General features: G+C 61.7%; 20 protein-coding genes. 10 read left to right on the top strand and 10 right to left on the bottom strand.

Features of this window, described 5'->3' with window-relative positions:
- Positions 1 to 20 precede the first annotated feature (20 nt).
- On the top strand, positions 21 to 2,132 hold the full coding sequence (locus G5221_RS07895; RefSeq protein ID WP_421263051.1) for an alpha-amylase: 2,112 nt from the start codon (positions 21 to 23) through the stop codon (positions 2,130 to 2,132).
- Positions 2,133 to 2,207: 75 nt separating this feature from the next.
- Here G5221_RS07895 and G5221_RS07890 read toward each other — a convergent pair whose 3' ends face one another.
- Positions 2,208 to 2,834: a glutathione S-transferase N-terminal domain-containing protein gene (locus tag G5221_RS07890; RefSeq protein WP_266134294.1), complete on the bottom strand. Its 627-nt coding sequence runs from the start codon at positions 2,832 to 2,834 to the stop codon at positions 2,208 to 2,210.
- 171 nt (positions 2,835 to 3,005) lie between these two features.
- Here G5221_RS07890 and G5221_RS07885 point away from each other — a divergent pair, with 171 nt between their 5' ends.
- From G5221_RS07885 to G5221_RS07870, 4 genes are all read left to right on the top strand, one after another.
- Entirely contained in the window at positions 3,006 to 3,650 is a 645-nt protein-coding gene (locus G5221_RS07885) for a response regulator (RefSeq protein WP_076492859.1), read from the top strand.
- Positions 3,651 to 3,763: 113 nt separating this feature from the next.
- Positions 3,764 to 4,360, top strand: coding sequence for a TetR/AcrR family transcriptional regulator (locus G5221_RS07880; RefSeq protein ID WP_266134295.1), 597 nt, complete (start codon positions 3,764 to 3,766; stop codon positions 4,358 to 4,360).
- An 82-nt stretch (positions 4,361 to 4,442) separates the two neighbouring features.
- Positions 4,443 to 5,321, top strand: coding sequence for an alpha/beta hydrolase (locus G5221_RS07875; RefSeq protein ID WP_266134296.1), 879 nt, complete (start codon positions 4,443 to 4,445; stop codon positions 5,319 to 5,321).
- A 112-nt stretch (positions 5,322 to 5,433) separates the two neighbouring features.
- The gene (locus tag G5221_RS07870) at positions 5,434 to 6,579 is read left to right on the top strand and encodes a patatin-like phospholipase family protein (RefSeq protein ID WP_266134297.1); all 1,146 of its coding nucleotides are present in this window, start codon (positions 5,434 to 5,436) and stop codon (positions 6,577 to 6,579) included.
- 28 nt (positions 6,580 to 6,607) lie between these two features.
- On the opposite strand, the gene G5221_RS07865 is transcribed toward G5221_RS07870, so the two are convergent.
- Positions 6,608 to 8,560, bottom strand: a complete 1,953-nt coding sequence (locus G5221_RS07865) for a cation:proton antiporter (RefSeq protein WP_421263050.1) — start codon at positions 8,558 to 8,560, stop codon at positions 6,608 to 6,610.
- A 118-nt stretch (positions 8,561 to 8,678) separates the two neighbouring features.
- Between G5221_RS07865 and G5221_RS07860 the strand changes: the two genes are divergently transcribed.
- Positions 8,679 to 9,581 (top strand): GGDEF domain-containing protein, encoded by a 903-nt coding sequence (locus G5221_RS07860; protein WP_064337057.1) that lies wholly within the window; start codon positions 8,679 to 8,681, stop codon positions 9,579 to 9,581.
- A 77-nt stretch (positions 9,582 to 9,658) separates the two neighbouring features.
- Here the strand turns inward: G5221_RS07860 and tilS are convergent, their stop codons facing one another.
- A complete protein-coding gene (gene tilS, locus G5221_RS07855; RefSeq protein WP_421263049.1) occupies positions 9,659 to 11,017 on the bottom strand; it encodes a tRNA lysidine(34) synthetase TilS in 1,359 nt (452 codons plus the stop codon).
- A 180-nt stretch (positions 11,018 to 11,197) separates the two neighbouring features.
- Here tilS and G5221_RS07850 point away from each other — a divergent pair, with 180 nt between their 5' ends.
- Both G5221_RS07850 and G5221_RS07845 read left to right on the top strand, forming a co-directional pair.
- The gene (locus G5221_RS07850; RefSeq protein ID WP_376890966.1) at positions 11,198 to 13,231 is read left to right on the top strand and encodes a M13 family metallopeptidase; all 2,034 of its coding nucleotides are present in this window, start codon (positions 11,198 to 11,200) and stop codon (positions 13,229 to 13,231) included.
- A 58-nt stretch (positions 13,232 to 13,289) separates the two neighbouring features.
- Complete coding sequence (locus tag G5221_RS07845) at positions 13,290 to 13,733, top strand: PliI family lysozyme inhibitor of I-type lysozyme (RefSeq protein ID WP_164537500.1); 444 nt, start codon at positions 13,290 to 13,292, stop codon at positions 13,731 to 13,733.
- A gap of 76 nt (positions 13,734 to 13,809) precedes the next feature.
- Here G5221_RS07845 and pdxY read toward each other — a convergent pair whose 3' ends face one another.
- From pdxY to G5221_RS07810, 7 genes are all read right to left on the bottom strand, one after another.
- Positions 13,810 to 14,670 carry a pyridoxal kinase PdxY gene (gene pdxY, locus G5221_RS07840; RefSeq protein WP_376888668.1) on the bottom strand — a complete coding sequence of 287 codons (861 nt, stop codon included), beginning with the start codon at positions 14,668 to 14,670 and terminating at the stop codon, positions 13,810 to 13,812.
- Between the two features lie 93 nt (positions 14,671 to 14,763).
- Positions 14,764 to 16,896, bottom strand: coding sequence for a lysine decarboxylase CadA (locus G5221_RS07835; RefSeq protein ID WP_236347354.1), 2,133 nt, complete (start codon positions 16,894 to 16,896; stop codon positions 14,764 to 14,766).
- A gap of 77 nt (positions 16,897 to 16,973) precedes the next feature.
- Entirely contained in the window at positions 16,974 to 18,308 is a 1,335-nt protein-coding gene (gene cadB / locus G5221_RS07830; protein ID WP_005347861.1) for a cadaverine/lysine antiporter, read from the bottom strand.
- A gap of 150 nt (positions 18,309 to 18,458) precedes the next feature.
- On the bottom strand, positions 18,459 to 18,719 hold the full coding sequence (locus G5221_RS07825; protein WP_421263048.1) for a hypothetical protein: 261 nt from the start codon (positions 18,717 to 18,719) through the stop codon (positions 18,459 to 18,461).
- Positions 18,720 to 19,081: 362 nt separating this feature from the next.
- Complete coding sequence (cadC, locus tag G5221_RS07820; RefSeq protein WP_236352908.1) at positions 19,082 to 20,635, bottom strand: lysine decarboxylation/transport transcriptional activator CadC; 1,554 nt, start codon at positions 20,633 to 20,635, stop codon at positions 19,082 to 19,084.
- Between the two features lie 392 nt (positions 20,636 to 21,027).
- The gene (gene yjeH / locus G5221_RS07815) at positions 21,028 to 22,308 is read right to left on the bottom strand and encodes an L-methionine/branched-chain amino acid transporter (RefSeq protein WP_139429336.1); all 1,281 of its coding nucleotides are present in this window, start codon (positions 22,306 to 22,308) and stop codon (positions 21,028 to 21,030) included.
- Positions 22,309 to 22,409: 101 nt separating this feature from the next.
- Positions 22,410 to 23,309 carry a LysR family transcriptional regulator gene (locus G5221_RS07810; protein WP_201947411.1) on the bottom strand — a complete coding sequence of 300 codons (900 nt, stop codon included), beginning with the start codon at positions 23,307 to 23,309 and terminating at the stop codon, positions 22,410 to 22,412.
- A 155-nt stretch (positions 23,310 to 23,464) separates the two neighbouring features.
- Between G5221_RS07810 and G5221_RS07805 the strand changes: the two genes are divergently transcribed.
- Together G5221_RS07805 and G5221_RS07800 are read left to right on the top strand one after the other, a co-directional pair.
- Positions 23,465 to 24,487, top strand: a complete 1,023-nt coding sequence (locus tag G5221_RS07805) for an MBL fold metallo-hydrolase (protein WP_236368035.1) — start codon at positions 23,465 to 23,467, stop codon at positions 24,485 to 24,487.
- Positions 24,488 to 24,578: 91 nt separating this feature from the next.
- Positions 24,579 to 25,298, top strand: a complete 720-nt coding sequence (locus tag G5221_RS07800; RefSeq protein WP_203118245.1) for a substrate-binding periplasmic protein — start codon at positions 24,579 to 24,581, stop codon at positions 25,296 to 25,298.
- Positions 25,299 to 25,325 lie beyond the last annotated feature (27 nt).

The following is a 25,325-nucleotide window of genomic DNA, read 5'->3' as shown; positions in this document are numbered from 1 at the left end:
CCCTGCTCAAGGAATGGCTTATGCGTCGTGCTCATCACTTATCCCCCCTCTGGCTTGCCCTGCTGGCCGCCCCTCTGTTCACCCCACAGGCGATGGCCGCCCCCGAGGTTCACCTCTATGTGGATGGTCAGCCGGTGGCGACTCCGATCGCACTGGACAAGGGCACGGTGGAGCTGACCCATCCCCTTGCCAAGGGGAGCCACCAGATCCGCATCAGCGACGCAGGCAACAGTTGCGGCACCAGCTTTGGCCCGAGCGAGAGCAAGCCGCTCCCCTTCGGCACCGCCCAGCCCATGGACAAATGCAGCAAGGATCACAGCTTTACCCTGCGGGTGATGCTGGCAGGGGAGTATCAATTCACTTTCAACCCGGATACCCCCAGCCTCAAGGTGCTGCGGGCGACCAAGAAGAGCGAATTCAAACGCCAGCCACCAGAAGAGCCCTGCATCAGCTGGGATGGCGGCCCGGTCACGGTGTCGCTCAAAGGGGTCTGGCCCGACGGCACCCGACTGCGGGATGCCTACTCGAAACAGGAGGCGGTGGTCAAACAGGGCAAACTGACACTGACCCCGAGTAAAGAGAGCGGCGGCCTGCTGCTGCTCGAGCCGGTCAAGGCAGCCAAGCCAGCACCGTTCAGCTGGGATCAGGCGAGCGTCTATTTCCTGCTGACCGATCGCTTCCACAACGGCGACCCCGCCAACGACCACAGCTTCGGCCGCCAGAAGGATGGACAGGATGAGGTGGCCACCTGGCACGGCGGCGACTTCAAGGGGCTGACCGAGAAGCTCGACTACATCAAGAGCCTCGGCATGAACGCCATCTGGATCACCCCCATGGTGGAGCAGGTACACGGCTTTATCGGCGGTGGCGAGCAGGGCAACTTCCCTTTCTACGCCTACCACGGCTACTGGGCGCTCGACTTCACCAAAATCGACCCCAACTACGGCGATGAAGAGAGCCTGAAAACCCTGGTGGATGAGGCCCACAAGCGCGGCATGCGGATCATCCTCGACGTGGTGATGAACCACGCCGGTTACGCCACCCTCGCCGATCTGCAAGATCTCGGGCTCACCGAACTGACCCAGAACAGCAGCAAACTGCCAACCGTCTGGAACCAGTGGCGCCCGAGCGGCGGCCTCAACTGGCATGGCTACAACCAGTTCATCGACTATCAATCACCCGCGTGGAGCAAATGGTGGAGCGGTGACTGGGTGCGCGCCGGTCTGCCCGGCTACCCGCAGCCCGGCACCGACGATGTCACCGGCTCGGTGGCGGGGCTGCCGGACTTTCTGACCGAATCGGCCAAACCGGTAGGACTGCCGCCGTTGCTGGCCGCGAAAAAGGATACCCTCGCCAAGGCGCTGCCCGACGCTACCGTGAGCGACTATCTCATCGCCTGGCACACCGACTGGGTGCGCCGCTTTGGTATCGACGGTTTTAGGGCCGACACCGTCAAGCATCTGGAGCCCGAAGTGTGGGCCAAGCTCAAGCAGGCGGGCACCGCTGCACTCAAGGAGTGGAAAGCCGCCAACCCGGACAAGGCCCTCGACGCTCTGCCCTTCTATATGGTGGGAGAGGTGTGGGATCACGGGGTGGCCAAGGATTTCTGGTATCAGAACGGTTTCGATTCCCTGATCAACTTCGACTATCAGCGCGAGTTCGCACTGTCACAAGCCCAGTGCATGGCCAGCGCCGAGCCCACCTATGCCAGCTACGCCAGCCGCATCAATCAGGATCCCGAGTTCAACGTGTTGAGCTACATCAGCTCCCACGACACCAAGCTGTTCTTTGGCGACTATCAGGATGTGCCGCTACAGCGCCGGGTCGCCAACAGCTTTATGCTGCTGCCGGGCGGCATCCAGCTCTACTATGGCGACGAGTCCGGCCGGGGGCTCTCCAAAGATGGCGGAGTGTTCGATCAGGCGCTGCGCTCGGATATGAACTGGCAGGAGCTTGCCAGCGGCGACAAGGCCGAGTTGGTCAAGCACTGGCAGCAACTGGGCCAGTTCCGCGCCGCCCATCCGGCCATTGCGGCAGGCAGCCACCAGAAACTCTCGGATGCCCCCTACGCCTTTGTGCGGGAAAAGGGGGATGACAAGGTGGTCGTGGTCTTTGCCGGCCGGCAGCAGTAACCCTTAAGCCACATTGACCAGCAGCAGAGAGGGGAGCCACTGGCTCCCCTCTTTCATTTATCTATCTGCCACGGTTCACTGTGACTGGCGCGCTGCCACCGGCCACTGCAGGCGAGCTTTGACCAACATCTCTTGCCACAGGGGCCAGGCCAGCAGCGCCTGCTGATAGGTTCCGGCCTGACCGGGCAACAGGATGCCGTAGCTGGCCAGCCGGTAGGCCATCACCGCATAGAAGGCATCGACAATGCCCGCCGCGCCAAAGTAGAAGGGGCCCTGCGCCTGCGACCAGATCTCCTGCAAACGGGCCAGCTCGCCGACCGCCTCCACCGGGGGATCGATACGGGTTGGCGCCCCAAGAAAGAAGGGGAGCAGAGAACGGATCTGCCGAAATCCTGCATGCAACTCGGCGCAGAGGCTGCGAGCCAGTGCCCGCTCGGCCAGCGAAACAGGATAGAGCTGGCGGTCGGGACAGCGCTCGAGAACATATTCGGCGATGGCCAGCGAGTCGTGAACCCGCACGCCATCGTGTTCGAGCCAGGGCACCAGACCGGCCGGAGCCAGCTGCTTGAGCCGCGCCAGCGACTTGGCATCCTCCAGATCGAACACCTGCTCCTGCCACGTCAGCCCGCTCATGGCGAGCACCAGTGCCGCCCGCATCGCCCAGGTGGAGCCGGTGCCCACCGCCAATACCAAGGATCCCATCTGTTGCCTCCTGCATGAGTTGCCTGCGACCGGCCTGTCTGCCCTTGATGGCAAAACATCCGATGGTCGCTTCACATTTGCACACCGGCGGGTTTGACCCTCTTGGTGAGCGATGCTAGTTTGATTTTTCAAAACAATCAGTTAGCAACAATGTGAGCCATTAACCGAAATATGGACAGCCAATTTACCATCGTCATCGCAGATGACCACCCCCTGTTTCGGGGCGCCCTCTACCAAGCGGTGCACATGGCCATCAACGACGCTCAATTGCTGGAAGCGGACTCCATCGACAGCCTGACCAACCTGCTCGGCGAGCACCCCGAAGTTGACCTGTTGCTGCTCGATCTCAAGATGCCGGGGGCCAACGGCTTCGAGGGGCTGGCCCACCTGCGCGGCCAATATCCCGACCTGCCCATCGTGGTGGTCTCCGCCTCGGAAGATGCGGCCATCATCCAGCAGGTGTTGCGGCTCGGGGCGCTCGGCTTTATCCCCAAGTCGGTGCCGATGAAGGAGCTGGTCAACGCCCTCAATACGGTGATCGGGGGGGATAACTGGGTGCCGGAAGGCATCTCGCTCCATCCTGAATCGGAAGATGGCCCCGATTTCGCCAGCAAGCTGGCCAGCCTCACCCCCCAGCAGTACAAGGTGCTGATCATGCTGCGCGATGGCAGCCTGAACAAACAGATCGCCTGGGAGCTCAACGTCTCCGAGGCCACCATCAAGGCCCATATCACCGCCATCTTCAGAAAACTTGGTGTCAAAAACCGCACTCAGGCAGTCATCGCCCTGCAACAGCTCGATATCAAGGAGAGCTGAAACCCGCACGCAGTGACACGCGCGAGACGACATAGCCAGCCATGCTGGCTATTTGTTGCTCGACAATTAGCACGATCGTACTTTATGCTGCCAGCGCCAACGAGGAGAGAGTGATGAGCAAAGGGCGCCTGACCCGGGAAAACATTTTACAGACAGCCTTTGAGCAAGCGAGCCAGCAAGGGCTGGAGAGCCTGACCATCGGCTCGCTGGCCAGCGCCTGCGAGATGTCGAAAAGCGGCCTGTTTGCCCACTTTCAATCCCGCGACAACCTGCAGATCGCCGTGCTGGAGTACGCCGCCGAGGTGTTCCGGCTGCGGGTGATCCAGCCGGTTCGCCAGCAGGATCACCAGAGCCAGCACGACAAGCTGATCGCCCTGCTGCGCGCCTGGCAGGCGTGGAACCACTGCTTCGCCGGACGCTGCATGTTCCTCGATGCCTGGACCTCGGTGCAGGATGGCCATGAGCAAAAGAGCCAAGTGCAGCAAGCCGCCCGTCAACTGGTGCGCTTCTGGCTCGACTATCTGGCCCGTCAGGTAGTGCAAGGTCAGGCCGCAGGCGAGTGGCGACAGGAGATGGATCCCTGGCGCGCCGTTTACCGTCTCTATGGCCTCTATCTGGCGGATCAGGTGTTCAACGATCTCGAACTGTGTCAGGATCCGGCCCGCCACTTCTGGCCCGAAGTGGATGCTCTGCTCGCCAGCTGGCGCTGATGTTTTGGCATCCGTTCAACACGAATTTTTAAAAACCGGCAAAAAAGCACGACCGTTCGCACATAAAAACCACAGGATGACCATGAGCAGCAAGATCTACTTCAACACCCGCCGCTTCAGCCCGAGCAAATGGCTGCTGGGGATCGGCACCCGGTTGCACCACAGACTCGCCCCCACCCATGCCAAGCGCACCGCCAGCAAGTTGCTGCTCACCCCCCAGCGCAACCAGCGGGACAACGCAGCGCCAGCCGGTCTGGTCAAGCAGGCCGTCCATACCAGCGAAGGGGTATTGATGAGCTATCGGCTCGGTCAGGGGCCACTGTGGCTGCTGATGCATGGCTGGTCCGGCAGCGCCAGCCAGTTCTATCCGCTGATGAGCCATATCGCCGCGCAGGGTTTCACCGCCATTGCCTACGATCATCCGGCCCACGGCCAGAGCGCAGGCAACACTGGCCACCTGCCCCGCTTCGTGCGCGCCTTCGACGAGCTGGCGACCAAGCTGGCCAGCGAAGTAGGCCCGCTGCACGGGATCATCGCCCACAGCATGGGGGGCGCCATCACCCTCTCCAGCCGTCAGCCGGGTATCGATACCCTGCCGCTGCTGTTGATTTCACCGGTACTCGACTATGTGCCCCAGCTCTACGGCATGGTGGCGCGCTCCGGCTACTCCATCCGGCTGTTCGATGCGGTGGTCAAGGAGATTGAGCAGGAGTACCAGCACCCCTTGAGCACGGTCGATCCGCTGGGCCGACTCGCCAGTCGCAGCGGCGAGGCGATGATCGTGCACGACGAGGAGGACAGGTTTGCCCCGCACGGCGATTCCTTGCGGGCCAGTCAGGATGGTCATACCCGGCTGGTGAGCACCCGGGGACTGGGCCACGGTCGCATCCTCGCCAGCGCCCCGGTATTCGCCGCCTTCGATCAGCTGGCGCGGCCGGAAAATCCTCACCGCGCCCTTTGACATGGGGCCATGAAAAAAACGGGCGAGCGCCCGTTTTTATATTTGATACAGCGCCTTATAGTTAACTTGTCAGTGGGAGCATCCTTGTCAGAACACTATAAGGCGCCAGCATATGGCCAGACCCAATACAGCGTTGTTGCTCACCGGTGGCGGTGCTCGCGCCGCCTATCAGGTCGGCGCCCTCAAGGCGATTGCGGAGCTCTACCCGCGCAATCTCGGCATCCCTTTTCCCATCCTGTGCGGCACCTCGGCGGGGGCCATCAATGTCACTGCACTGGCCTGCTACGCCTCCTGCTTCCATCTGGGGGTGCGCAAGCTGGAGTGGGTCTGGCGCCGCTTCGAGACTCACCACATCTTCGATTTTCACCCCGGGCACCTGCTGTGGCGGTTGATGTACGAGGGGTCGGCGGGGCTGATCAATCCCCACACCAACCACGCCTTTCACCTCTTTGACAACGCGCCGCTGCACCGCCTGCTGGATCAGCTCATCGACTATCACCGCATCGATGACAACATCCTCTACGGCAGTCTGGAGGCGCTGGCCATCACGGCATCGGATTACGATGACGGTCTCTCCACCACCTTCTTTCAGGGGCGGGCCGACCACCATCCGTGGGAGCGGGCCAGACGGCGCGGGGTACGCACCGTGCTTACATCTGAGCATCTGCTCGCCTCCTCGGCGCTCCCCTTTGTCTTTCCAGCCACTCGGATCGGCGAGAAGTTCTACGGCGACGGTTCCATCCACCAGCTGAGCCCGCTCAGCCCCGCCATCCATCTGGGTGCAGAGCGGATCCTGCTGATCACCCTGGATCCGCCAGCCCACTCGGCACCGACCCATCATCACGGCCATCTCACCAGCTCCAATATTGCCAGCCATCTGCTCGATACGGTCTTTACCGACACCCTCAACTCCGATCTGGAGCGGCTGTGGCGCATCAACCAGACTCTGGATCTTATCCCGGAGCGGGAACGCAATCGCCTCAAGCTGAAACGGGTGGAGACCTGCGTGCTAAAACCGAGTCAGGATCTCGACACCATCGCACTGGCCTACCTGCGCAAACTGCCGCTAAAGTTGCGCCGGCTGTTGCGGGTGCTGGGTGTGAAGGGGGATGAGACCAGCAGTCTGGCGAGCTTTTTGATGTTCTATCCGGGTTATTGTCAGCAGCTGATCAAGCTGGGCTATCAGGACACCCTGAGGGAGCGGGAGCGGGTCGTCGCCTTCCTCGATATCGAAGGGCTACCAAAAGAGCAGGAGTAAAGGGGGCAGCCGATGAGTGCGAGGGGGCTCAGCGCCCCTCCAGCAAACGCTGCTCCGCCTGCTCCATCGCCACCACGGTACCAAACAGGATCAGCCGATCCCCAGCCGCCAGCACCAGCTCGGGTCTGGGCTCCAGACTCTGATCGCCGCGCTGCACCTCCTTGATCCGCACCTCATCAAGCGGCAGCTCGCGCACTTCATGGCCCACCGCCCACGCCTGATCGTGCAGCAACAGCGGATGGAGGCGTTCAAGCAGCTGATCTGCCTCCAGATTACTGGCACTCTGATCCCCCCAGTAGAAGCCGTGCAGGAAGCGATACTGACTGCTGCGCTCCAGCTCCATCCGGCGGATCACCCGACCGATGGGGATATCGCAATTGAGCAGCAGGTGGGAGACCAGCATCAGGGCCCCCTCCTGGGATTCGGGGATCACCTCAAACGCCCCCGCCTGCTTGTACTGCTCCAGAAAACTGTCATCCCGGGTACGCACCAGCACTTTGAGATCCCCCGCCAATTCGCGGATCAGTGCCAGCATCGCCTCCACCCGCTTGCGATCATCGAAGGTGATGATCACCAGCCGCGCCCGCAACAACCCAGCGGCCAGCAGAATATCGCGGCGGCTGGCATCGCCGAAGGCCACCTGCTCCCCCGCCAGCTTGGCCTCGCTCACCCGCTCCGGGTCAAGATCGAGGGCCAGAAAGGGGATCTCCTCGATCTTGAGAAAGCGGGCACAGGTCTGCCCGGCCCGGCCAAACCCGGCGATGATGACATGCTGGTTTTTGCTCAGGCCCGACTGGGCGACTTCGGAGCGGGTCAGCAGCGCCGGATCGGTCAGGCTGCGGGCCAGCGAATGGGCCTGGGTCACCAGCCAGGGGGTCATGGCGATGGAGATGATGCCGATGCCAATAAGCAGGGAGACCAGCTGCTGATCCAGCAGGCCGTGGTGGAGCGCCAGTGCCAGCAGCACGAAGCCGAACTCCCCCACCTGACTGAGCATGATGCCAGCGGCCATGCTGTCGCGCTTGCGCTCCCCCATCAGCCGCCCGGCCAGCAGCACCAGCAGGGATTTGCACAGCACCAGCAGCACCACGCAGATCAGTACCTGCCACCATGCCCGCGCTACCAGCTCCCACTCCATGGCCATGCCGATGGTGATAAAGAAGAGCCCCATCAGCACGTCGCGAAAGGGCTTGATGTCCACCTCCAGCTGATGACGGTAGTGAGACTCCCCCAGCATCATCCCAGCCAGAAATGCCCCCAGCGCCATCGACAACCCGAGTGAATGGGTCATGTAGGCAGCCAGCAGTGCCACCATCAGGGCACTCAGCACGAACAACTCGTCGGAGCGGGCTCGCGCCACCTCGTGAAACAGCAGCGGCAGCAACCACTTGCCCACCGCCAGCAGAGTGAAGAGAGCAAACAGCCCCTTGAGGGTGGCCCAGGCGATCTCGGCGGCCAGGGCGCTCCCCTGCACTTCCGGCTGGGCGAGAATCGGGATCATCACCAGTAGGGGCACCACCGCCAGATCCTGAAACAGCAGCACGCTCACCCCCAGCTGGGCACGGCGGGTATGGAGCTGCTTCTGCTCGCCAAGCTGCTTGATCACCACCGCCGTCGACGACAGAGCAAGCGTCCCCGCCACCACCAGCGACTGGGCCAGACCCAACCCCCACCACCAGCCGATGGCGAAAAAGAGCAGTGACGTGAGCAGCACCTGCAACATCCCGACCCCCAGCACCAACCGGCGCATCGCCAGCAGTTTCGGCAGGGAGAACTCCAGCCCCAGCGAGAACATCAAAAAGACGATCCCCAGCTCGGCAATGGTCTGCATGATCGACTGGCCGGTGATCACCGCCAGCCCGTGGGGGCCGAGCAAGACGCCGGCAATCAGGTAGGCAAGGATCACCGGCAAGCCGAGGCGCCGGAAAGTTGCCACCAGCAGGACGGCGGCGAACAGCAGGATCAACAGGTCGGTGTACAAATTTTCCTCTCCTTTTATCGACTTAAGCTTAGTCAGCCGATCTGGCGGGCAGGAAAGATATATTGGGCATGCCAATTGCAGGGAGGAGACAGTAGTCAGGTGTTACAGGTGGAAGACCATGGAAAATACGTCGTCACTTAATGGCTTTAGCCATGGCATCGAGCAGTGGGTTCGCCAGATGGAGCGGCTCACGCCGTTGCCCAGCGTTGAACGCAACCAGTTGCTCGAGCAGTTGTTGGGGCAGAGCGATCTCGGCGGTCTGCTGACAACTTTTGCCGATCGTGCGGCAAGAATTGTCAGGATCCACAGTCTCTACCTCGATTGTGGCCAGCCCCATGTGCTGATCCAGCACCCGCCGCTGGCCACCCTCAACCTGCACAACTATCCGTTCGAGCTACGCGGTCAGCATGGCCAGCTGCTCGGCCAGCTCCACTACGAGCTGGAACATCCGCTGAGCGGCAGCCAGCAACGGGTACTGATGCAATACCATCAGCTGCTCTGCCTGCTGCTGCCCCTCTATCTGCGGCTGGAAAAACTGGATCAGCTGGTCCGGCTCGATCACCTGACCGGCCTTGGCAACCGCTCATACTTTGACGAAGCCATCGGTCGCGCCATCGAGCAGCATAGCCGCGAGCCTCACGGTCTGGTGCTGGTGCTGCTGGATCTCGATCGCTTCAAGCAGATCAATGACACCTGGGGCCATCCGGTGGGGGATCTGGTGCTGAGCCGCTTCGCCCAGCTGCTCAAGGGGTGCATCCGCAGCACGGATCAAGCCTTCCGGCTCGGGGGGGATGAATTTGCCCTGCTGCTGCAACCGGCCGAACCCGAGGCGTGGCGCCCGGTCTGGCTGCGACTGCAGCATATGTTGATGACCAACAAGGAGCTCAGCACCTTCTCGGTCGGATGCAGTCTTGGCGCCGCCAGCTGGCAATCCGGGGTCGATGTGCCGAGCCTCTACGAGGCGGCCGACAGCCACCTCTACGCCCGCAAAAAAGCAGGCAAGGCCAGCCCTAACGAATAATCCCGAACTCTTCTTTGCTCCGGCACATGCGCGCCATGTGACCGGAGCTTCTTTTTTGGGGTTACGCCGAGATCACCTCAGGCAAGATCCTGCTCGGGCATGATGGGGGCGGCACCGCTCCCCTGCCAGTGGCAGACCAGACCTGTTCCCTCAGCCATAAAGCCGTCGCAGACAAAGAGCCCCACCACCGCCGCCACCTGCTCGCCATAGTAGAGGATGGGGATGCGCCCCCGCTGCCACGAAGGCACTCCATACTCCTGCAAAAGCTTCTTCATCCGCCGACTTCCACTTCGCCCCACCGGTTTGAGGGGGCTCCCGGGCGCCACCTGAAAGCGCACCGAGAGGGGCTCGTCCGCTCGGGGGGAACGCAGCAGCCCCTCGCCTTGCTCCGCCATGCGTACCACCAGCTCGCCCAACCCGTCCGGCAGGGTCAGCGGCTCACCCACAATCATCGGCAACACCTGATGACAAGGTTGCAAGTCAGGGCTCACCAGATAGAGTCGCTCCTGAAAACGGCGGCAGCTCTGGCGCCCCCAGTTGAGCTGAGGATTGGCATCGCCGCGCGCCAACGCCACCTCCTGCCAGAGCCGGGCAAGCTGCTCGCGGGATGGCATCTCCCCCCCCTGACGGCGGATCCAGTAGCGCAGCAGGTTGTTGCGCCGGGTGGGTGAAAGGGCGTGCAGCGGGCCGATATGGAGCGCCTCCCCCTCGCCCGCCAGCTGCCAGTCGCTCTCGGCCAGCTCATCCAGCAGCGCTTCCTGCTCGGCGCACAGGGCCATGCTGCGCGCCGCGGTCTGGGCCATGGCGGGCCAGCGCGCCTTGAGCTGGGGGATAAGCGTCTGGCGCAAAAAGTTGCGGTCATAGCTCACGTCCAGATTGCTCTCATCCTCCACCCAGCCAAAGGGGAGGCTCGCTGCCGCCTCGGCCAGCTCGGCGCGACTCATATCGAGCAGCGGCCGCAGCAACAGGCCGCCGGCAAAGGGCTGGCTTGGCAGGATCCCCGCCAGCCCGCGCAGACCGGCGCCGCGCTTGAGGGCCAGCAGCAGGGTCTCCAGCTGATCGTCCTGATGGTGGGCGGTGAGCAGCCACTCCCCCTCCCGCATCCGGGCGGTCAGCCGCTGGTAACGGGCGGTGCGCGCCTGCGCCTCCAGACTCTCGCCATTGCCACGGGCCAGAGTCACCCGCTCGACCAGCAGTTCCACCGCCAATTGCTGACACACGGCTTCACAATGAGCGACCCACTCATCGGCATGGGGACTGAGGCCGTGGTGCACGTGCAGGGCGCGAAGCGGCAGGCTGTGCTCGCGGGCATACTGCGCCGCCAGCACCAGCAGCAGGGTGGAGTCGAGGCCGCCACTGAAGGCCACCAGCAGACCGGTGGAACCTTCCGGCGCTGGCATAGTCAGACAAAAGCGAGAATAAAGATGAGAAATCATAGGCTTCCCCAAAACGGACCGGCCGATCTTAGCAGAGTCGGGCTTATCAAGCTGCAACCCTGCTGCTAGAGTGAGGCTCGCCCGCCCTCTCCACCAGGCTGGCCGCAAGGCGGTCGCACAACCGGTTGGAACAAGGAAGATGGGCAGGGAAGCAAACAACCCGAATTGGAATCAAACAAGATGAACAATAAGAAAAGCTTACTGGCCGGCCTGATTGGACTTGCCCTGCTGGCTGGCTGCAGTCAGGCACCGCAAGAATCCCCCAAACACTCCGGGCTGGCGCTGGCCAATATGGACACTCAGGTCAAACCCGGCGATGACTTCTTCCGCTACGTCAATGGCAAGTGGCTCGCCACCGCCAAGATCCCCGACGATCGCCCCGCCGATGGCGCCTTCTACATGCTGCGGGACAAATCCCTCGCCGATGTGCGGGTGCTGGTCGAGGGGCTGGCCAAGCAGGAGGCCGCCACCGGCACGCCGACCCAGCAGATCCGCGATCTCTACGCCAGCTATCTGGATCAGGCTAGCCGTGACGCCAAGGGGCTCACCCCGCTGGCACCGGCGCTGGCCGATATCGACCGGATCGGTGATCAGGCCGCGCTGGCCCGCGCCTTTGCCCAAAGTGGCCGCATGGGCGGCGGCGCGCCGTTTGGCATCTGGATCGACGCCGATGCCAAGTCTCCCGACCGCTATGCGGTCTACCTCTATCAGGGGGGATTGGGGCTGCCGGATCGGGACTACTACCTCAAGCAGGATCCCGACAGTCAGGCCCTGCGCCAGAAGTACCAGCAGCATATCGCCGCCATGCTGAGCCGCCTCGGGGAATCTGACCCGAGCGGCAAGGCCAAACGGATTCTGGCCCTCGAAACCCGGCTCGCCACCATCCAGTGGGACAACGTCGCCCTGCGGGATCGGGAGAAGAACTACAACAAGCGCCCCGCCAGCGAACTGGCACGGCTCGCCCCCCACCTCGACTGGCAGGCCTATCTGAACGCCGCGGGCATTGCTTCCCAGCCGGAGCTCATCATCGGTCAGCCGACCTATCTTAGCGCGCTGGATCAGGTGATGGCCCAGACCCCCATCGCCGACTGGCAGGCCTACCTCAAGTGGCAACTGTTGACCGACTACGCCCCCTATCTCGACAGCGAGACCGACCGCGCCAACTTTGCCTTCTACGGCACCACATTGAGCGGCACGCCCAAGCAGCGCGCCAGCTGGGAGCGGGCGCTCGGGGTGCTGAACGATCATCTGGGTGAAGCGGTCGGCCAGCTCTATGTGGCCCGCTACTTCCCGCCTGCGGCCAAGGAGCGAATGGAGCAGCTGGTGGAGAACCTGCGCACCGCCTACGGCCAGAGCATCAAGGAGCTCGACTGGATGTCGCCCGAGACCAAGGCGCAGGCCCTCGAGAAGCTGGCCAAGTTCCGCCCCAAGATCGGCTACCCCGACAAGTGGAAGGATTACAGCGCCATCGCCATCAAACCGGATGATCTGGTGGGCAACCTGCAACGCTCGCAAGCCTTTGAATACGCAGACAGTCTGGCGCGCCTCGGCAAACCGGTCGACCGGGACGAGTGGCACATGTCGCCGCAAACGGTGAACGCCTACTACAACCCGAGCAACAACGAGATCGTCTTCCCGGCGGCCATTTTGCAGCCCCCCTTCTTCGACATGACGGCGGATGATGCGGTCAACTACGGCGCCATCGGCGGGGTGATCGGCCACGAGATGGGCCACGGTTTTGATGATCAGGGGGCCAAATCCGACGGCGACGGCATGATGCGCGACTGGTGGACACCGCAGGATCTCAAGGAGTTCCGCTTCCGCACCAGCCGTCTGGTGGCCCAGTACAACCGCTTCGAGCCGATCAACGGTCAGTTCGTCAACGGCCAGTTCACCCTGGGGGAGAACATCGGCGATCTGGGCGGCCTCACCATCGCCCACAAGGCCTACGAGCTGTCACTGGATGGCAAGGAGGCGCCAGTGCTGGATGGCTTCACCGGCGAGCAGCGCTTCTTCCTCGGCTGGGCGCAGGTGTGGAAGGGGATGTATCGCCCCGAGCTGATGCAGATGCTGCTGCGCTCCGACCCCCACTCGCCCCCCGAGTACCGGGTCAACGGCGTGGTGCCGAACATTCCCGCCTTCTACGAGGCATTCAACATCCAGCCGGGGGACAAACTCTATCTGCCGCCCCAGAAGCGGGTGAAGATCTGGTAACAGCATCACGGCGGGCTCCCCGAGAGCCCGCACTCAAGAGACAGCAAGAGGTTGCAAGATGAACAGAGCATTGATCATGGCAGGGCTGCTGGCCCTGCCGCTGGCGGCGCAAGCACAAGCCGAAGAGGGATTTAGCAAGCAACTGACCCTCCCCTCCGGGCAGGTGATCCGGGTGGCGCAGGGGGCCGGTGAGCCCGCCTCCATCGGCAGCTATGACGTGCGGCTCTATTCGGGCCAGAACGCCCAATTTCCACTGGATGAGTTTCAGGATGGCAAGGTGATGGCTCGCAACGGCTTTATCCGGGAGCTGAAACTGGTCGACTTGAATGGCGACAAGCAGCCCGAGCTGGTGGTCATCATCGAGAGCGCCGGTAGCGGCAGCTATCAGGATGCCGATGCCTACACCGTCAGCCCGCAGGGGGAGCTGGAGATCTTCAACCAGGTCAAGGAGCTGGAGCCCAAAGAGGATGTGGTCAAGGCGCTCAAAAGCCCGCAAGACTAAGCCCTCTCCCCGAATCTGAAATATAAAAAGCCCTGATGATCAGGGCTTTGTTGTTTCTGCTGTTGGTACAAACAGCTCAGAGGCGGGTCGCCCGGATGGAGACCTGCGGCAGCGCCATCTCATGCTGGGCCGCCACCAGTTGCAGCTCGTAAGCTCCCGCCAGCCAGGTGCGGGCCAGCACCGCATCCACGCTGGCGTTGGTAAGTTCGAACGCCGCTACCGGGGTACAACCGGCCAGCAGATTGGCCAGCATGGTGGCGCTCAGCAGATCCCCCACCCCGATGGGGTGGCGAGCAAAAGGGTAGAGCGGGCGGGAGAGGTGAAAGGTCCCCTCATCGCACACCAGCAGCATCTCGAAGCGGTCCATGGCAAAGCCGGCCTTGCCCAGATGCTTGACCATCACCAGCTTGACCCCTTGCGCGCGCAGCTGCTGGCACGCCTCGATGGCCTCCGGCACATTGCGGATATCGCGGCCGGTGAGCTGTTCCAGCTCCAGCAGATTGGGGGCCAGCATATCGGCGCAGGCCAGTGCCCTGGTTTTCAGAAAATCGGCGACGCCGGGTGCCACTATGCACCCCTTGTCGGGGTGACCCATCACGGGATCACAAAAATAGAGGGCGGCCGGATTGAGCGCCTTGAGCCGGGCCACCGCCGCCAGGATCTCCTCCCCCTGTTCGGCCGAGCCGAGGTAGCCGCTCAGCAGCGCATCGCACTCGGCCAGCACACCGATCTCTGCCAGGCCGTTTACCAGCTGACGGATATGGCCGCCGGGCATCACCATCCCCTGCCAGCCTTCGCGGTATTGGGTGTGGTTGGAGAACTGCACAGTGTTCATCGGCCACACCTCGATCCCGAGGCGACGCATGGGAAAAACGGCGGCGCTGTTGCCGGCACAGCCAAAGACTACGTGGGATTGAATGGAGAGCACTCGCTTCATGGTTGGCGACTCACGCAATAAGAACAGGAATTCCGGAGGGAAAAACGGGCCTTGCGGCCCGTTGTTGTCACTTTCGACTGTTGTCACTGTCGATTAACGCAGCACCTTGACGGTGTAGCTGCCATCGGCCTGACGATAGAGGCCGTGGATGTCGGTCTCGAAACCCGGGTAGTGGGCACCGATCTCGCACAGCATCTCGAGGAACTCGAGCACCGGCAGAGAATCCTGGGTCACCATCTCGCCCGGCAGAACCAGCGGTACTCCCGGCGGGTACGGCAGGATCATGTTGGCGCTGATGCGGTCAACCATGTCACGCAACGGCACCTCTTCCAGATTGCCCGCCAGCTCTTGCTGCCATGCAGCATGCGGGGTCATCTTCATCTCCGGCAGTACGTCGAACGCCTTGAACATCAGCTCCGGCAAACGGTACTTGCAGGTCAGATCATGGATGCTCTGGGCCAGCTCCTGAATGCGCATCCCTTCGTAGAAGCTCGGGTCTTCACGATAGAGGCTCGGCAGTATGTTCTTGATGGTCAGGTTCAGGTCATAACCACGCTTGAACTCGGTCAGGGCGCGCAGCAGCTGCATCGCCTTGGACTGATCGATACCGATGGAGAAGAGGAACAGCATGTTGTAAGGGCCGGTCTTCTCGACCACGATGCCGCGCTCGTCCAGGAACTTGGAGACCAGAGAGGCAGGGATGCCCTTCTCCAGCAGCTGGCCGTCACGACCCATACCCGGGGTCAGCAGGGTGACCTTGATCGGATCCAGGTACATGTGGTTGTCATCGATGTCCTTGAAGCCGTGCCAGTCATCTTTCGGATCCAGCTTCCAGCACTCGACGGTGTCGATGTTGTCCGGCTGCCATACGTCGAAGAACCAGCCTTCGCTCTGATCACGCAGACGCTTGATCTCTTTGCGGAAGGAGATGGCGCGATCGATGGAGTCCTTGATCAGACGCTTGCCGGTGTTGCCACGCATCATGGCAGCGGAGATCTCGGTCGATGCCACGATGCCGTACTGCGGCGAGGTGGAGGTGTGCATCATGAAGGCTTCGTTGAAGGTCTCTTCCTCCACGTCCCCCTTGATGTGGATCATCGAGGCCTGAGAGAAGGCCGCCAGCAGCTTGTGGGTGGACTGGGTTTCGTAGAACACCTTGCCCGGCATGGCTTCGCCGCTCATGCCGCACTTGCCTTCATAGATCGGGCTGAAGTTGGTGTAAGGCACCCAGGCACTGTCGAAGTGGATGTAAGGAGTATCCAGCGCTTCCTTGATGAAGCCGGTGTTGTAGAGCAGGCCATCATAGGTGGAGTTGGTGACGACGGCGTAACGGGGAGCCTGGGCACCCGGTGTCGCGGCAACCTTGGCAGCGATGGTGTCGCGGCTGAATTCGCTCTGCGGGATACCACCCAGAATGCCGTAGGCGTTGCGGGTCGGACGGAAGTAGATCGGCGTCACGTCGTTCATCATCATCAGGTGAGTGAGCGACTTGTGGCAGTTACGGTCAACCAGCACTGTGCTGCCGGCCGGCGCGGAGTACATGCCGACGATCTTGTTGGCAGTGGAGGTACCGTTGGTAACGATGTAGGAGCGATCGGCGTTGAAGGTACGGGCGATGTACTCTTCGGCTTCCTTGTGCGGACCTGAGTGATCCAGCAGGGAGCCCAGCTCCGGCATGGAGATGGAGACGTCGGCCTTGAACGCGTTCGGGCCATAGAAGTCATAGAAGATGCTGCCGGCCGGGCTCATCTGGAAGGCGGTACCGCCCATGTGACCCGGAGTACAGAAGGTGTATTTACCCTCTTCCACGTACTTGAACAACGCCTTGGTGAACGGCGGCAGGATAGCGTCCTGATACTCCTGAGTGGCCTGACCCATCTTGAGGGCGATGTCGTCAGCCATGCCGAGACGGTACTCGAAGAAGTGCACGTTCAGACGCAGGTCGGTCAGGTGAATATCGAGGGTGGACTGGTCGTTGGCGAAGGCGAAGATCGGCAGCTTCTCGTTGCGATCATGGATCTCCTTGCACAGGCCCAGAGAGTATTTGTCCCAGTCGAAGATGGCGCCGCAAACGCGGGGGTTCTTCTCGATCAGTTTCAGCAGGTCGGCCACATCGACCGGATAAACAACCTCGAAACCCTTGCGCTCGAGGGAGGCTTGCAGCTGGCGAATGGGTTCTTCTTTAAAGAAAACGCCCAGGTGGTTGAGGATGGCAATGATATTCATCGTAATGCTCCACACGTAATGGGGCGCTCTCCATCAGGGATGGTGAGTGAAGAGCGCTCGGAAGATAAAAGGGGGAATCAGTTGCTGGGTTGTTCGTTCAGCAGGGCGTCGTGCTGACGCAGACCCTGTTTTTTGGCGTAGAACATCAGGATGATGAGCGACACCACGAAGGTAGCTGTGAGGTTGGAACCCTTGGCACCCATCAGGGCTACCAGACAGAAGACGCAGGCCACACCGGAGAAGATCATGGCGCCGATGCTGCGGGAGGTCATGCCCTCGAAGCGAATGAGGTTAATGCTGGAGTAGAAGTAGGGCAGCATGGTCAGCAGCACCGCATCTGTGGTCAGCACGTTGAAGAGATCGGCAGCGTGAGCGGATTGGGATGTGAAGGCGGTCAGGCCAACCATCAGGGCAGTCATCTTGAGGGAGCCCAGGATCAGACCCTTCTTGGCTACGCCGTTCTTGTCCACTTCGCCATAGATTTTCGGGAAGTTGCCGTCGTTGGCGGCACGCTTGCCCGCCTCGCCTACCAGCATCATCCAGGAACCGAGCGAGGTGAAGCAGGCCAAAGCGGTGAAGGCAGAGACAAACGGCGCAGACCAGCTACCGAAGATGGCGGAAGAGGCCATGGCAAACGGGGCGCCGGAAGCTGCCACTTCACCAGCCGGGAACATGCCGCTGATAACCTGGGTAGAGAGGATGTAGATAACACCCGCGATACCGGTACCCAGCATGGTAGCGAGCGGTACGGTGCGCTTGGGGTTCTTCACCATGCCGGAAGAGACGGCGGCAGATTCAACACCGACGAAGGACCAGAGGCAGATCAGCACGGCGCTGATGACCGCATGCAGGTCGCTGCCGCTGGTGGTATTCCAGTTCTGGCTGTAGACAGTGGCATCAAAATGACCCCAACCCATCACCGCTGTACCGACCACCGGCAGCAGGATCAGCACCAGACCCAGGGTACAGAGTCGGCTCACCCAGCTACCGCCAAGCAGGTTGACGAAAGTGAAGATCCAGACGGCAGCGATGGTGGCTGCGGCGGCCGGGATCGGGCTGTTGAGAATGGGGAAGAAGACCGAGAGGTAGGAGACGCCGGTAATGGCGATGGCCAGGTTACCGATCCAGTTGGCGTGGTAATAAAGCACACCAGTCTGGAAACCGAACACCGGAGAGATCTCGCCAGCGTAAGCAATGGGGCCACCCTCTTGCGGGTTCTTGGTAGCCAGGCGGGCGAAGACAAAGGCGAGGCCCATGGCGCCTACCAGACAGATTGCCCAGCTAAAGACAGAGATGGAGCCGATGGTGGCCAGTGCCGAAGGCAGCAGCGCGATGCCACTCCCCATCATGTTGCCGGCCACTACACCTGTACAGGCGATAAGGCCAATCTTCTTGCTCGTATCTAGGGACATAAGATCTCCGGTTCTATAAAAGGTCGGGTCGTCACATACACATTTGGCGGAACGCCCCGCCAAAGAATGGGCACAGACTAGGCCTCTCATCCCCGGAAAACATAAAGACCAGCTAACGGATAAAAATATGAGGCAACTTTTTTCGCCGCCTCATTGTTTTTGATAAAAATCATTCAAAAACAGTAGATTGGCATCAGGGTGCACCGCCATCTTGATAAAACCTTGATATCCTTCCGCCCCATTTTTGCCCCTTGATAACCCCCTTATCTCGCCGTCTTGATATTTTTGGTCAGATAAACCCGGGATAAAGCAGCGCCCATTGCGCCCCTCCCCTTGTAACCATCCGAACGCCCAGCTGACCATCACCCTGAGTGGCCACTCACCTCCTGCTTTCCCCTTCGCTCGGCTCATCACAATCCAAACTCAGAGCTAAAGCGCAACGGCGATAACCGATCAGCAATGAGAAATGGGTCGAGACAGACAGCTTATCCCGCCGCCAACAATGAGCAGATGTCACAAGCTGCGTGCGCGGCGTGAAGCCGAACAAACGCGAGTGCCGCGAATGCCGCGGGCAAGACAAAGGCAGATGTAGATAGTGGGGAACTGCGGGGGGATAAATCGGGCCGCACCAGAGCGCGACTATCCCCGGTGGCAAAGAAGCAGGATTGAAACAAGCAGGATTGAAACAAGCAGAAACCGCACAGGCCGCCCGAAGGCAGCCTGTGGATGGGGTCGACAACCGCGCCGACTGGGGGAAAACCAAAACTGCGGCGCTAGAAGAGCTTCACCTTGCTCTGACCCAACGCATTGAACAGAGCCGGGGTGAGGCTCTCCATATTGCTGTAGAAACCGAGCTGCTGGCAGAGCAGATAGGTCTGCTCGGTCGCCTCCATCAGGAAGGCCTGACTGTAGGCATCCCCCGCCGCCTCGGGGCGACCGTCCAGCTCCGCCAGCTTGCCCTGCAGTATGTAGTAGAGCACCGAGCGGCCGCGACTCGCCGCCTTCTCCAGCAGATAGTTGGCCTGCTGTTGCTGGCCGTTGAGGATCGCCTGCAGGGTCAACGCCTCCCACACCCGAGCAGGGAGAGCGCCGCTGTTTTGCACCACGCTGGCGAGATGGGTGCCAATCCCCTGCAGCCGCTCGCTCTCGGATTTGCCCGCCAGGGTGGCCAGCGCCTCGCCCGCCAGATAGCGCTCCGCCAGCAGCAGCGGCTGATCCGGATGGGCAATCAGCGCCTGCTCCAGCAGATCGATACCCCGCTTGAGGGCGACCGGATCCCGGCTGTTGATGTAGTACTGCGCCTCCATCATCGCCATCAGGGAGGCATCATCGGTGGGCCAGCCCATCCCCGGCTCGGCATCGGGTTGGTCGAGGGCGCGCAGCAGATCCTGGCTGCTCGCCTGCAACACGCCGTGCACACTGTGGCGACTGAGCTGGTATTGATGGCTGAACAGCACCCGGTTGGTATTGATATTGCGATACTCCAGATCGAGATAGGTGCCACGGGGCTGGCGGGTGACCCGCACACTCAGCTCCTTGCCGGGCATGATGCCCCCCATCAGAGTGGTGGCACCGTACTGCACCCGCAGCGGCGTGGCCACCGCCACCTCCCCCATCAGGGCGCGGGTAATGCCATCGGCGAGGCGCACGTTCTCGTTGTTGTCATCCATGCCGGAGTGGAAGCGGAACACCAGCAGATTGGGATCCAGCATGGCGTGCACCTGGGGGCTGGTGTGCTGGTAGCTGAGCATGCTGACAATGGCGATCAGCACGATGGCCACGAAGATATCGAAACTCACCATCTTCCAGCGGCTGCGGGCATCCTTGGCATGGGTGGAGATGGCGCGGGTCAGTGGCCCGGCGGGAAAAGGGGCGACATTGGGCTGTGCATCATCATCCTGCTCAGCCACGGGCGGGCTCAGATCGGAGAGCGTCGGGTTATCGGAGAGAGAGGTATTGACCGCGGGCGCGGGCTGCTCGTCCGCCATCACCACGGAAACCACCTGCAGCGGCCGCACCGGTGCCACCAGCTTGTAGCCGCGCTTGGGTACGGTGACGATATAGTCGGTCGCATCGGTGCGACCATCTTTGAGGATCTTGCGCAGTTCGAAGATGGACTGGGTCACTACCTGATCGGTCACCTCGGCGCCATCCCACACCTCGTTGATCAGGGCATCGCGGCCAAACACGGTGCCGGCATTATGGGCCAGAAACCGCAACAGGTTGACCAGCCTGGGTTCGAGGTAGACCTCGCGGTCGGGGCGGCACAACATGTTGTCGTCAACGCTCAGGGTCCAGTCGTGGATCTCAAAAACCGATTCGCTCATGATTCACTCGCTGCAGATGGTGACAATGCACGATGAGAGAGACGCAAAACCCGGGCTGACTGAACGGAACAAGGCGCTATCACCACAGGTGACAGATAAAAAGAGAACCGAAGCAATCACATCTCTGAGAGTCAGTCTGGCCAGGCCATCCTGTTTACGTCTGAAGGGCATCCTTGCGGGCATTCCGACCACTGGGATCGGAAGGGATCACTTTAAGCAAAACGGGAGCTGGATCCCACTTTTTTTGGCTATAAATCGCCGTTGAGTTGATCCGACACCGCACTTTTCGGCAAATAGCGTGCCAACTAGTATTCATATGAACATCCCATATGCCGGAATCAAAAAGCCCTGAACATCAGGGCTTTCTCATTTCTTCGACCATCGGGGAGACGTTACTTCGCCAGCGGGAGCGCATCCTGCTGACGACTGCGGCGCAGATGACGCCGCCACAACGAGAAGCTGCCGTAGCCAAGACTCAGCACCACCGCATAGAGCACCTGAGTGGCGAGTGCCACCAGCACCAGGGCGCAGAGTAGCACGCTTATCCCCGCCAGCCCCTTGCCCACCCCGCCGAGCAGACGCCAGCCCGCCGCCATGCAGAGCAGGTAGACCAGCACGAAATTGCCGTTGGCGTAGCGGATCAGCTCATCGAGCGGCAGTCGCAGCCAGATGATGAGGGTGATGCAGAGCAGACAGATGGCGAGCACCAGAGTGAGAGCCCGCAGCGGCGCACCGCGCGCGGTGAGCACGGCCAGCGAGGGGGGCAACTTGCCTTCCCGCGCCATGCTCCAGATCAGCCGGGCAAAGCCCTGAATGTAGATATTGATGCTGGCAAAGCAGGAGAGGTAGCCGAGCACCGCCACCAGCCACTTGGCGGTGGGGCCGAACAGCAGCGCCAGCAGGGAGGGGATGGCGGTGGCGTTTTTCGCCTCATCGCCGTAGAGGCCATATTTGAGCACCACCAGCGAGTGTACCCAGTAGATAAGCCCCGCCAGCAGTACCCCGCCGAGCAGGGCAATGGGGTAGTCCCGCTCCGGCCGCTTGAACTCCTCCCCCATATGGGCGAAGGCTTCCAGCCCGACGAAACACCAGAACATCACCGCCAGCGCGGTGGCCATAGGGGGCCACTCATCCGCGCTCGGCAGCGGCCGGGCCGCATCGCGCCAGCTCACCTCCCCCTTGAACCAGATAAGCAGGGTCAGCCCCAAAATGGCGAGCGCAATCAGCAGTTGCAGGTTGCCGGAGGAGCGCGCCCCGCGTAGCCCCAGCAGGAATACCCCGAGCAGGGTCAGCAGCTGGATGGCCCAGAGGGTCCACTCCCCCATCTCGAACAGGGCGTGCCAGAAACCGGCGGCAATCATCAGGGCGGCTGGCAGCCCCACCGGCAGCACAGCCAGAAACAGGAAGGCGGAGAAGCGCTCGGCGCCGTTGCCAAAGGCGAGGCCAATCAGGTGCGGCGCGCCGCCCGCATGGGGATAGCGACGGCCGAGGCGAGCGAAGGTAAAGGCGATGGGCAGCACCAGCGCAATCAGCAGCAACCAGGCCCAGAGCGAGGCCCCGCCCGCCAGCGAGGCGGCAGTCGCCGGTACCACGAAGATCCCGGTGCCGAGCAGCGAGGTGGCGAGCAGCCCCATCCCCTGCCAGAGCCCGAGATCCTTTTTCAACCCAGACATATCCTTTTGTCCCGACTAAAAAAAACATCCCGCCATGTTAGGCCTGCCCCGCCCCTTTGTTAAGTACGATGGTTAAGCCGGTGGCGAAAATATGCAGCCTTTTATTCGGGCTCGGGCCCAGCTTGCAGGGATTCGGCCAGAAAATCCCCCAGCAGGGTGATCTTGAGCACCTGCCGCCGCGCCGCCGGATAGATGAAGTAGAGGGTCTTGGCCGGGCTCTGATAGCGACCAAGCAGCGGCAGCAGACGCCCCGCAGCGATATGGTCACGCACCTGTTCGGCGGGCTGCAAGGTGATGCCAGCCCCCGAGAGCGCAGCCGTCAACAAGGCTGGCCAGTGATTGATGCGCAGGCGCGAGGCAACCCGCACCTCCTCGCTCTGGCCATCCTCACCGACAAATTGCCAGCGCTCGTGCTCGCCCCAGTTGCCGTGCAGGCACTGGTGGCGAACTAGATCGGCCGGATGACGGGGTACGCCGTGGCGATTGAGGTAGTCGGGGGCCGCGCAGAGGCGGTAGTGCTGGGTCAGCAGCGGACGGGCGATCAGCGCCTCATCCTGCGGGCGCAGGGTGCGGATGGCGGCGTCGAACCCCTCCTCCACCAGATCGACCCAGCGCGGGGTGAGCTGCAGATCCAGATCCAGCTTGGGGTAGCGGTCGAGAAAAGCGGGCAGCAGCGGCACCAGCCGATGGTGGCCAAAACTGAGGGGGGCGGCGATGCGCAGCCGGCCGGCCGGCTCGGCCAACAGATTCTGGGTGAGCGATTCGGTCAATGCCAGCTCCTCCAGTACCCGCTGGCAGCGAGCCAAAAACAGCTGGCCCAGTTCGGTGAGAGTCTGCTGGCGGGTGGTCTTGTGAAACAGCTTGCCCCCCAGCCACTGCTCCAGTCCCAGCACATGCTTGCCCACCATCTGGGCGCTGATCCCCTCTTCGCTCGCCACCGCGCTGTAGGAGCCGAGATCCACCACCCGGGTGAAGATACGCATGCTGGTCAATCGGTCCACAACCCCTCCTTTTTGCCCATTTCAAGGCCGTTTGGCCCGCGACAAGGGCCCTAATTCACAACCAAAAGTTTAGTAAGAAATAGATCTTAGCCAATTTATTCAACTTTTAGTTACCAATACAGTGATGCCACCCCTCCCCCACAGGATAAATTCCCATGAAAAGCACCTATCTGGCCGCATTACTGGTCGGTCTGCTGGCTACCGGTGTCAGTCAGGCCGCCGAGAGCAGCTTTATCAGCAACCACGACCATGCCCCAGCCTCAGCAACTCAAGCCCGGCCCGATATCTTTCGGGTCAGCCTGCTCGGCACCGGCACTCCGGTGCCCCAGATCAGCAGGGGCGGCTACAGCACTCTGGTCGAAGCGGGCAACCAGAAGCTGGTGTTCGATTTTGGCCGCAACTCCGCCACTCGCCTGTGGCAGCTGCATATCCCCATCGGCCGGGTCAACGCCTTCTTCCTCACCCACTTTCACTCAGACCACACCAACGGGCTGGCGGATCTCTGGTTGACCGGCTGGCTGCAACCGGCCTATGGCCAGCGCCACGCGCCGATGGAACTCTACGGCCCCAAAGGCACCACAGCTCTCGCCCGTGGCTTGCAGCAGGCCTACGCCACCGACATCGCCACCCGGGTCAAGGATGAGGGAACGCCGCTGGACGGGGTGGAGATCAACAGCCACGAGGTCACCGCCGGGGTGGTCTACAACCATGACGGGGTCAAGGTAACCGCCTTTGACAACGACCACGGGGTCAACATCAAGCCGTCATTCGGCTATCGCATCGACTATCACGGCCACAGCGTGGTGCTCTCCGGCGATACCCGCTACAGCCCCGAAGTGGTGAAGCAGGCCAAAGGGGCCGATCTGCTGGTGCACTGCGTCTCCATGACCTCTGCCGAGCAGATGAAGGCCAACCCCGGCTACAAGGCGATCGCCGGTCACCTCGCCTCCCCCGAGCAGGCGGCCCGGGTAATGAACGAAGCCAAACCGGCGCTGACCGTGTTCAGCCATATCGGCCTCAACGGCAAGATCAGGGTCAAAGATCTGGCGCAGGATCTTCGTGCCCGCTACACGGGCCCCTTCGTCATCGGCAACGACCTGATGCAGATTGATCTGCCCACCACTGCCTCTGGCAAGGGCTATGCCCTCTGGCAGTCGGAGAATATCGACAACAAATAGCTGGCACGGATGCCAGTCAGCCATGGCCGGCATCCGCAATCGACACCGGGGGCTATCTTTAAGGGGGGTTTGACCACAAGGAGTTATCTCTATGAGCCTGAAATGGAAGCACCTCGCCCTGGCCACTCTTCCCTTGTTCGGCATGTCGGCCGCTCAGGCGGCAGTGTTGACCAGCCTTGAATGGCCCCCTTACACCAGCGCCAGCCTCCCTGAACAGGGCAAGAGCAGTCAGGTGGTGACCGCAGCCTTTGCCCTGGCTGGCGACCCGCTGACCATCAAGTTCTATCCCTGGCAACGGGCCGTGGACGAGGCAACCAACAACCCCGAGGTACTGGGTTATTTCCCCGAGTATCTCGACCCCAAGAGCAGCTGCCTCTTCTCCGACCCCATAGGTAACGGCCCCCTCGGCTTTGCCCAGCGATCCGATCAGCCGGTCACCTGGCAGAGCCTTGATGACCTCAAGGGCAAGAAAATTGGTGTCGTCACCGGCTATGTGAATACCACCGAGTTCGACGAAAAAGTGGCCAGCAAGGCACTCTCGGCCGACGCCACCAGCTCGGACAGCCAGAACCTGCTCAAGCTCGGCAACGGTCGACTCGATCTGGCGGTCATCGACCAGAATGTGATGACCTATCTGCTGGAGAGCGATCCCCAACTCAAGGACGTTGCCGCCAACCTCGGCTTCAACGGCAAGATCCTCGAGGACAAGTCCCTCCACGTCTGCTTTACCAACTCTGCCAAGGGGAAAGAGGCGCGGGACAAATTCAACAAGGCGCTGGCCAGCGACGAGGTGAAGAAGCTGATGAAGTAGCGATACCGCATCCGCTCGCCGCCCCAA

Source organism: Aeromonas sp. 602200 (assembly GCF_049173895.1).
In the GTDB taxonomy this organism is placed as follows: domain Bacteria; phylum Pseudomonadota; class Gammaproteobacteria; order Enterobacterales; family Aeromonadaceae; genus Aeromonas; species Aeromonas veronii_A.
The sequence above is the reverse complement of the archived record's forward strand: the minus strand, read 5'-3'. Positions and strand labels throughout refer to the sequence as shown.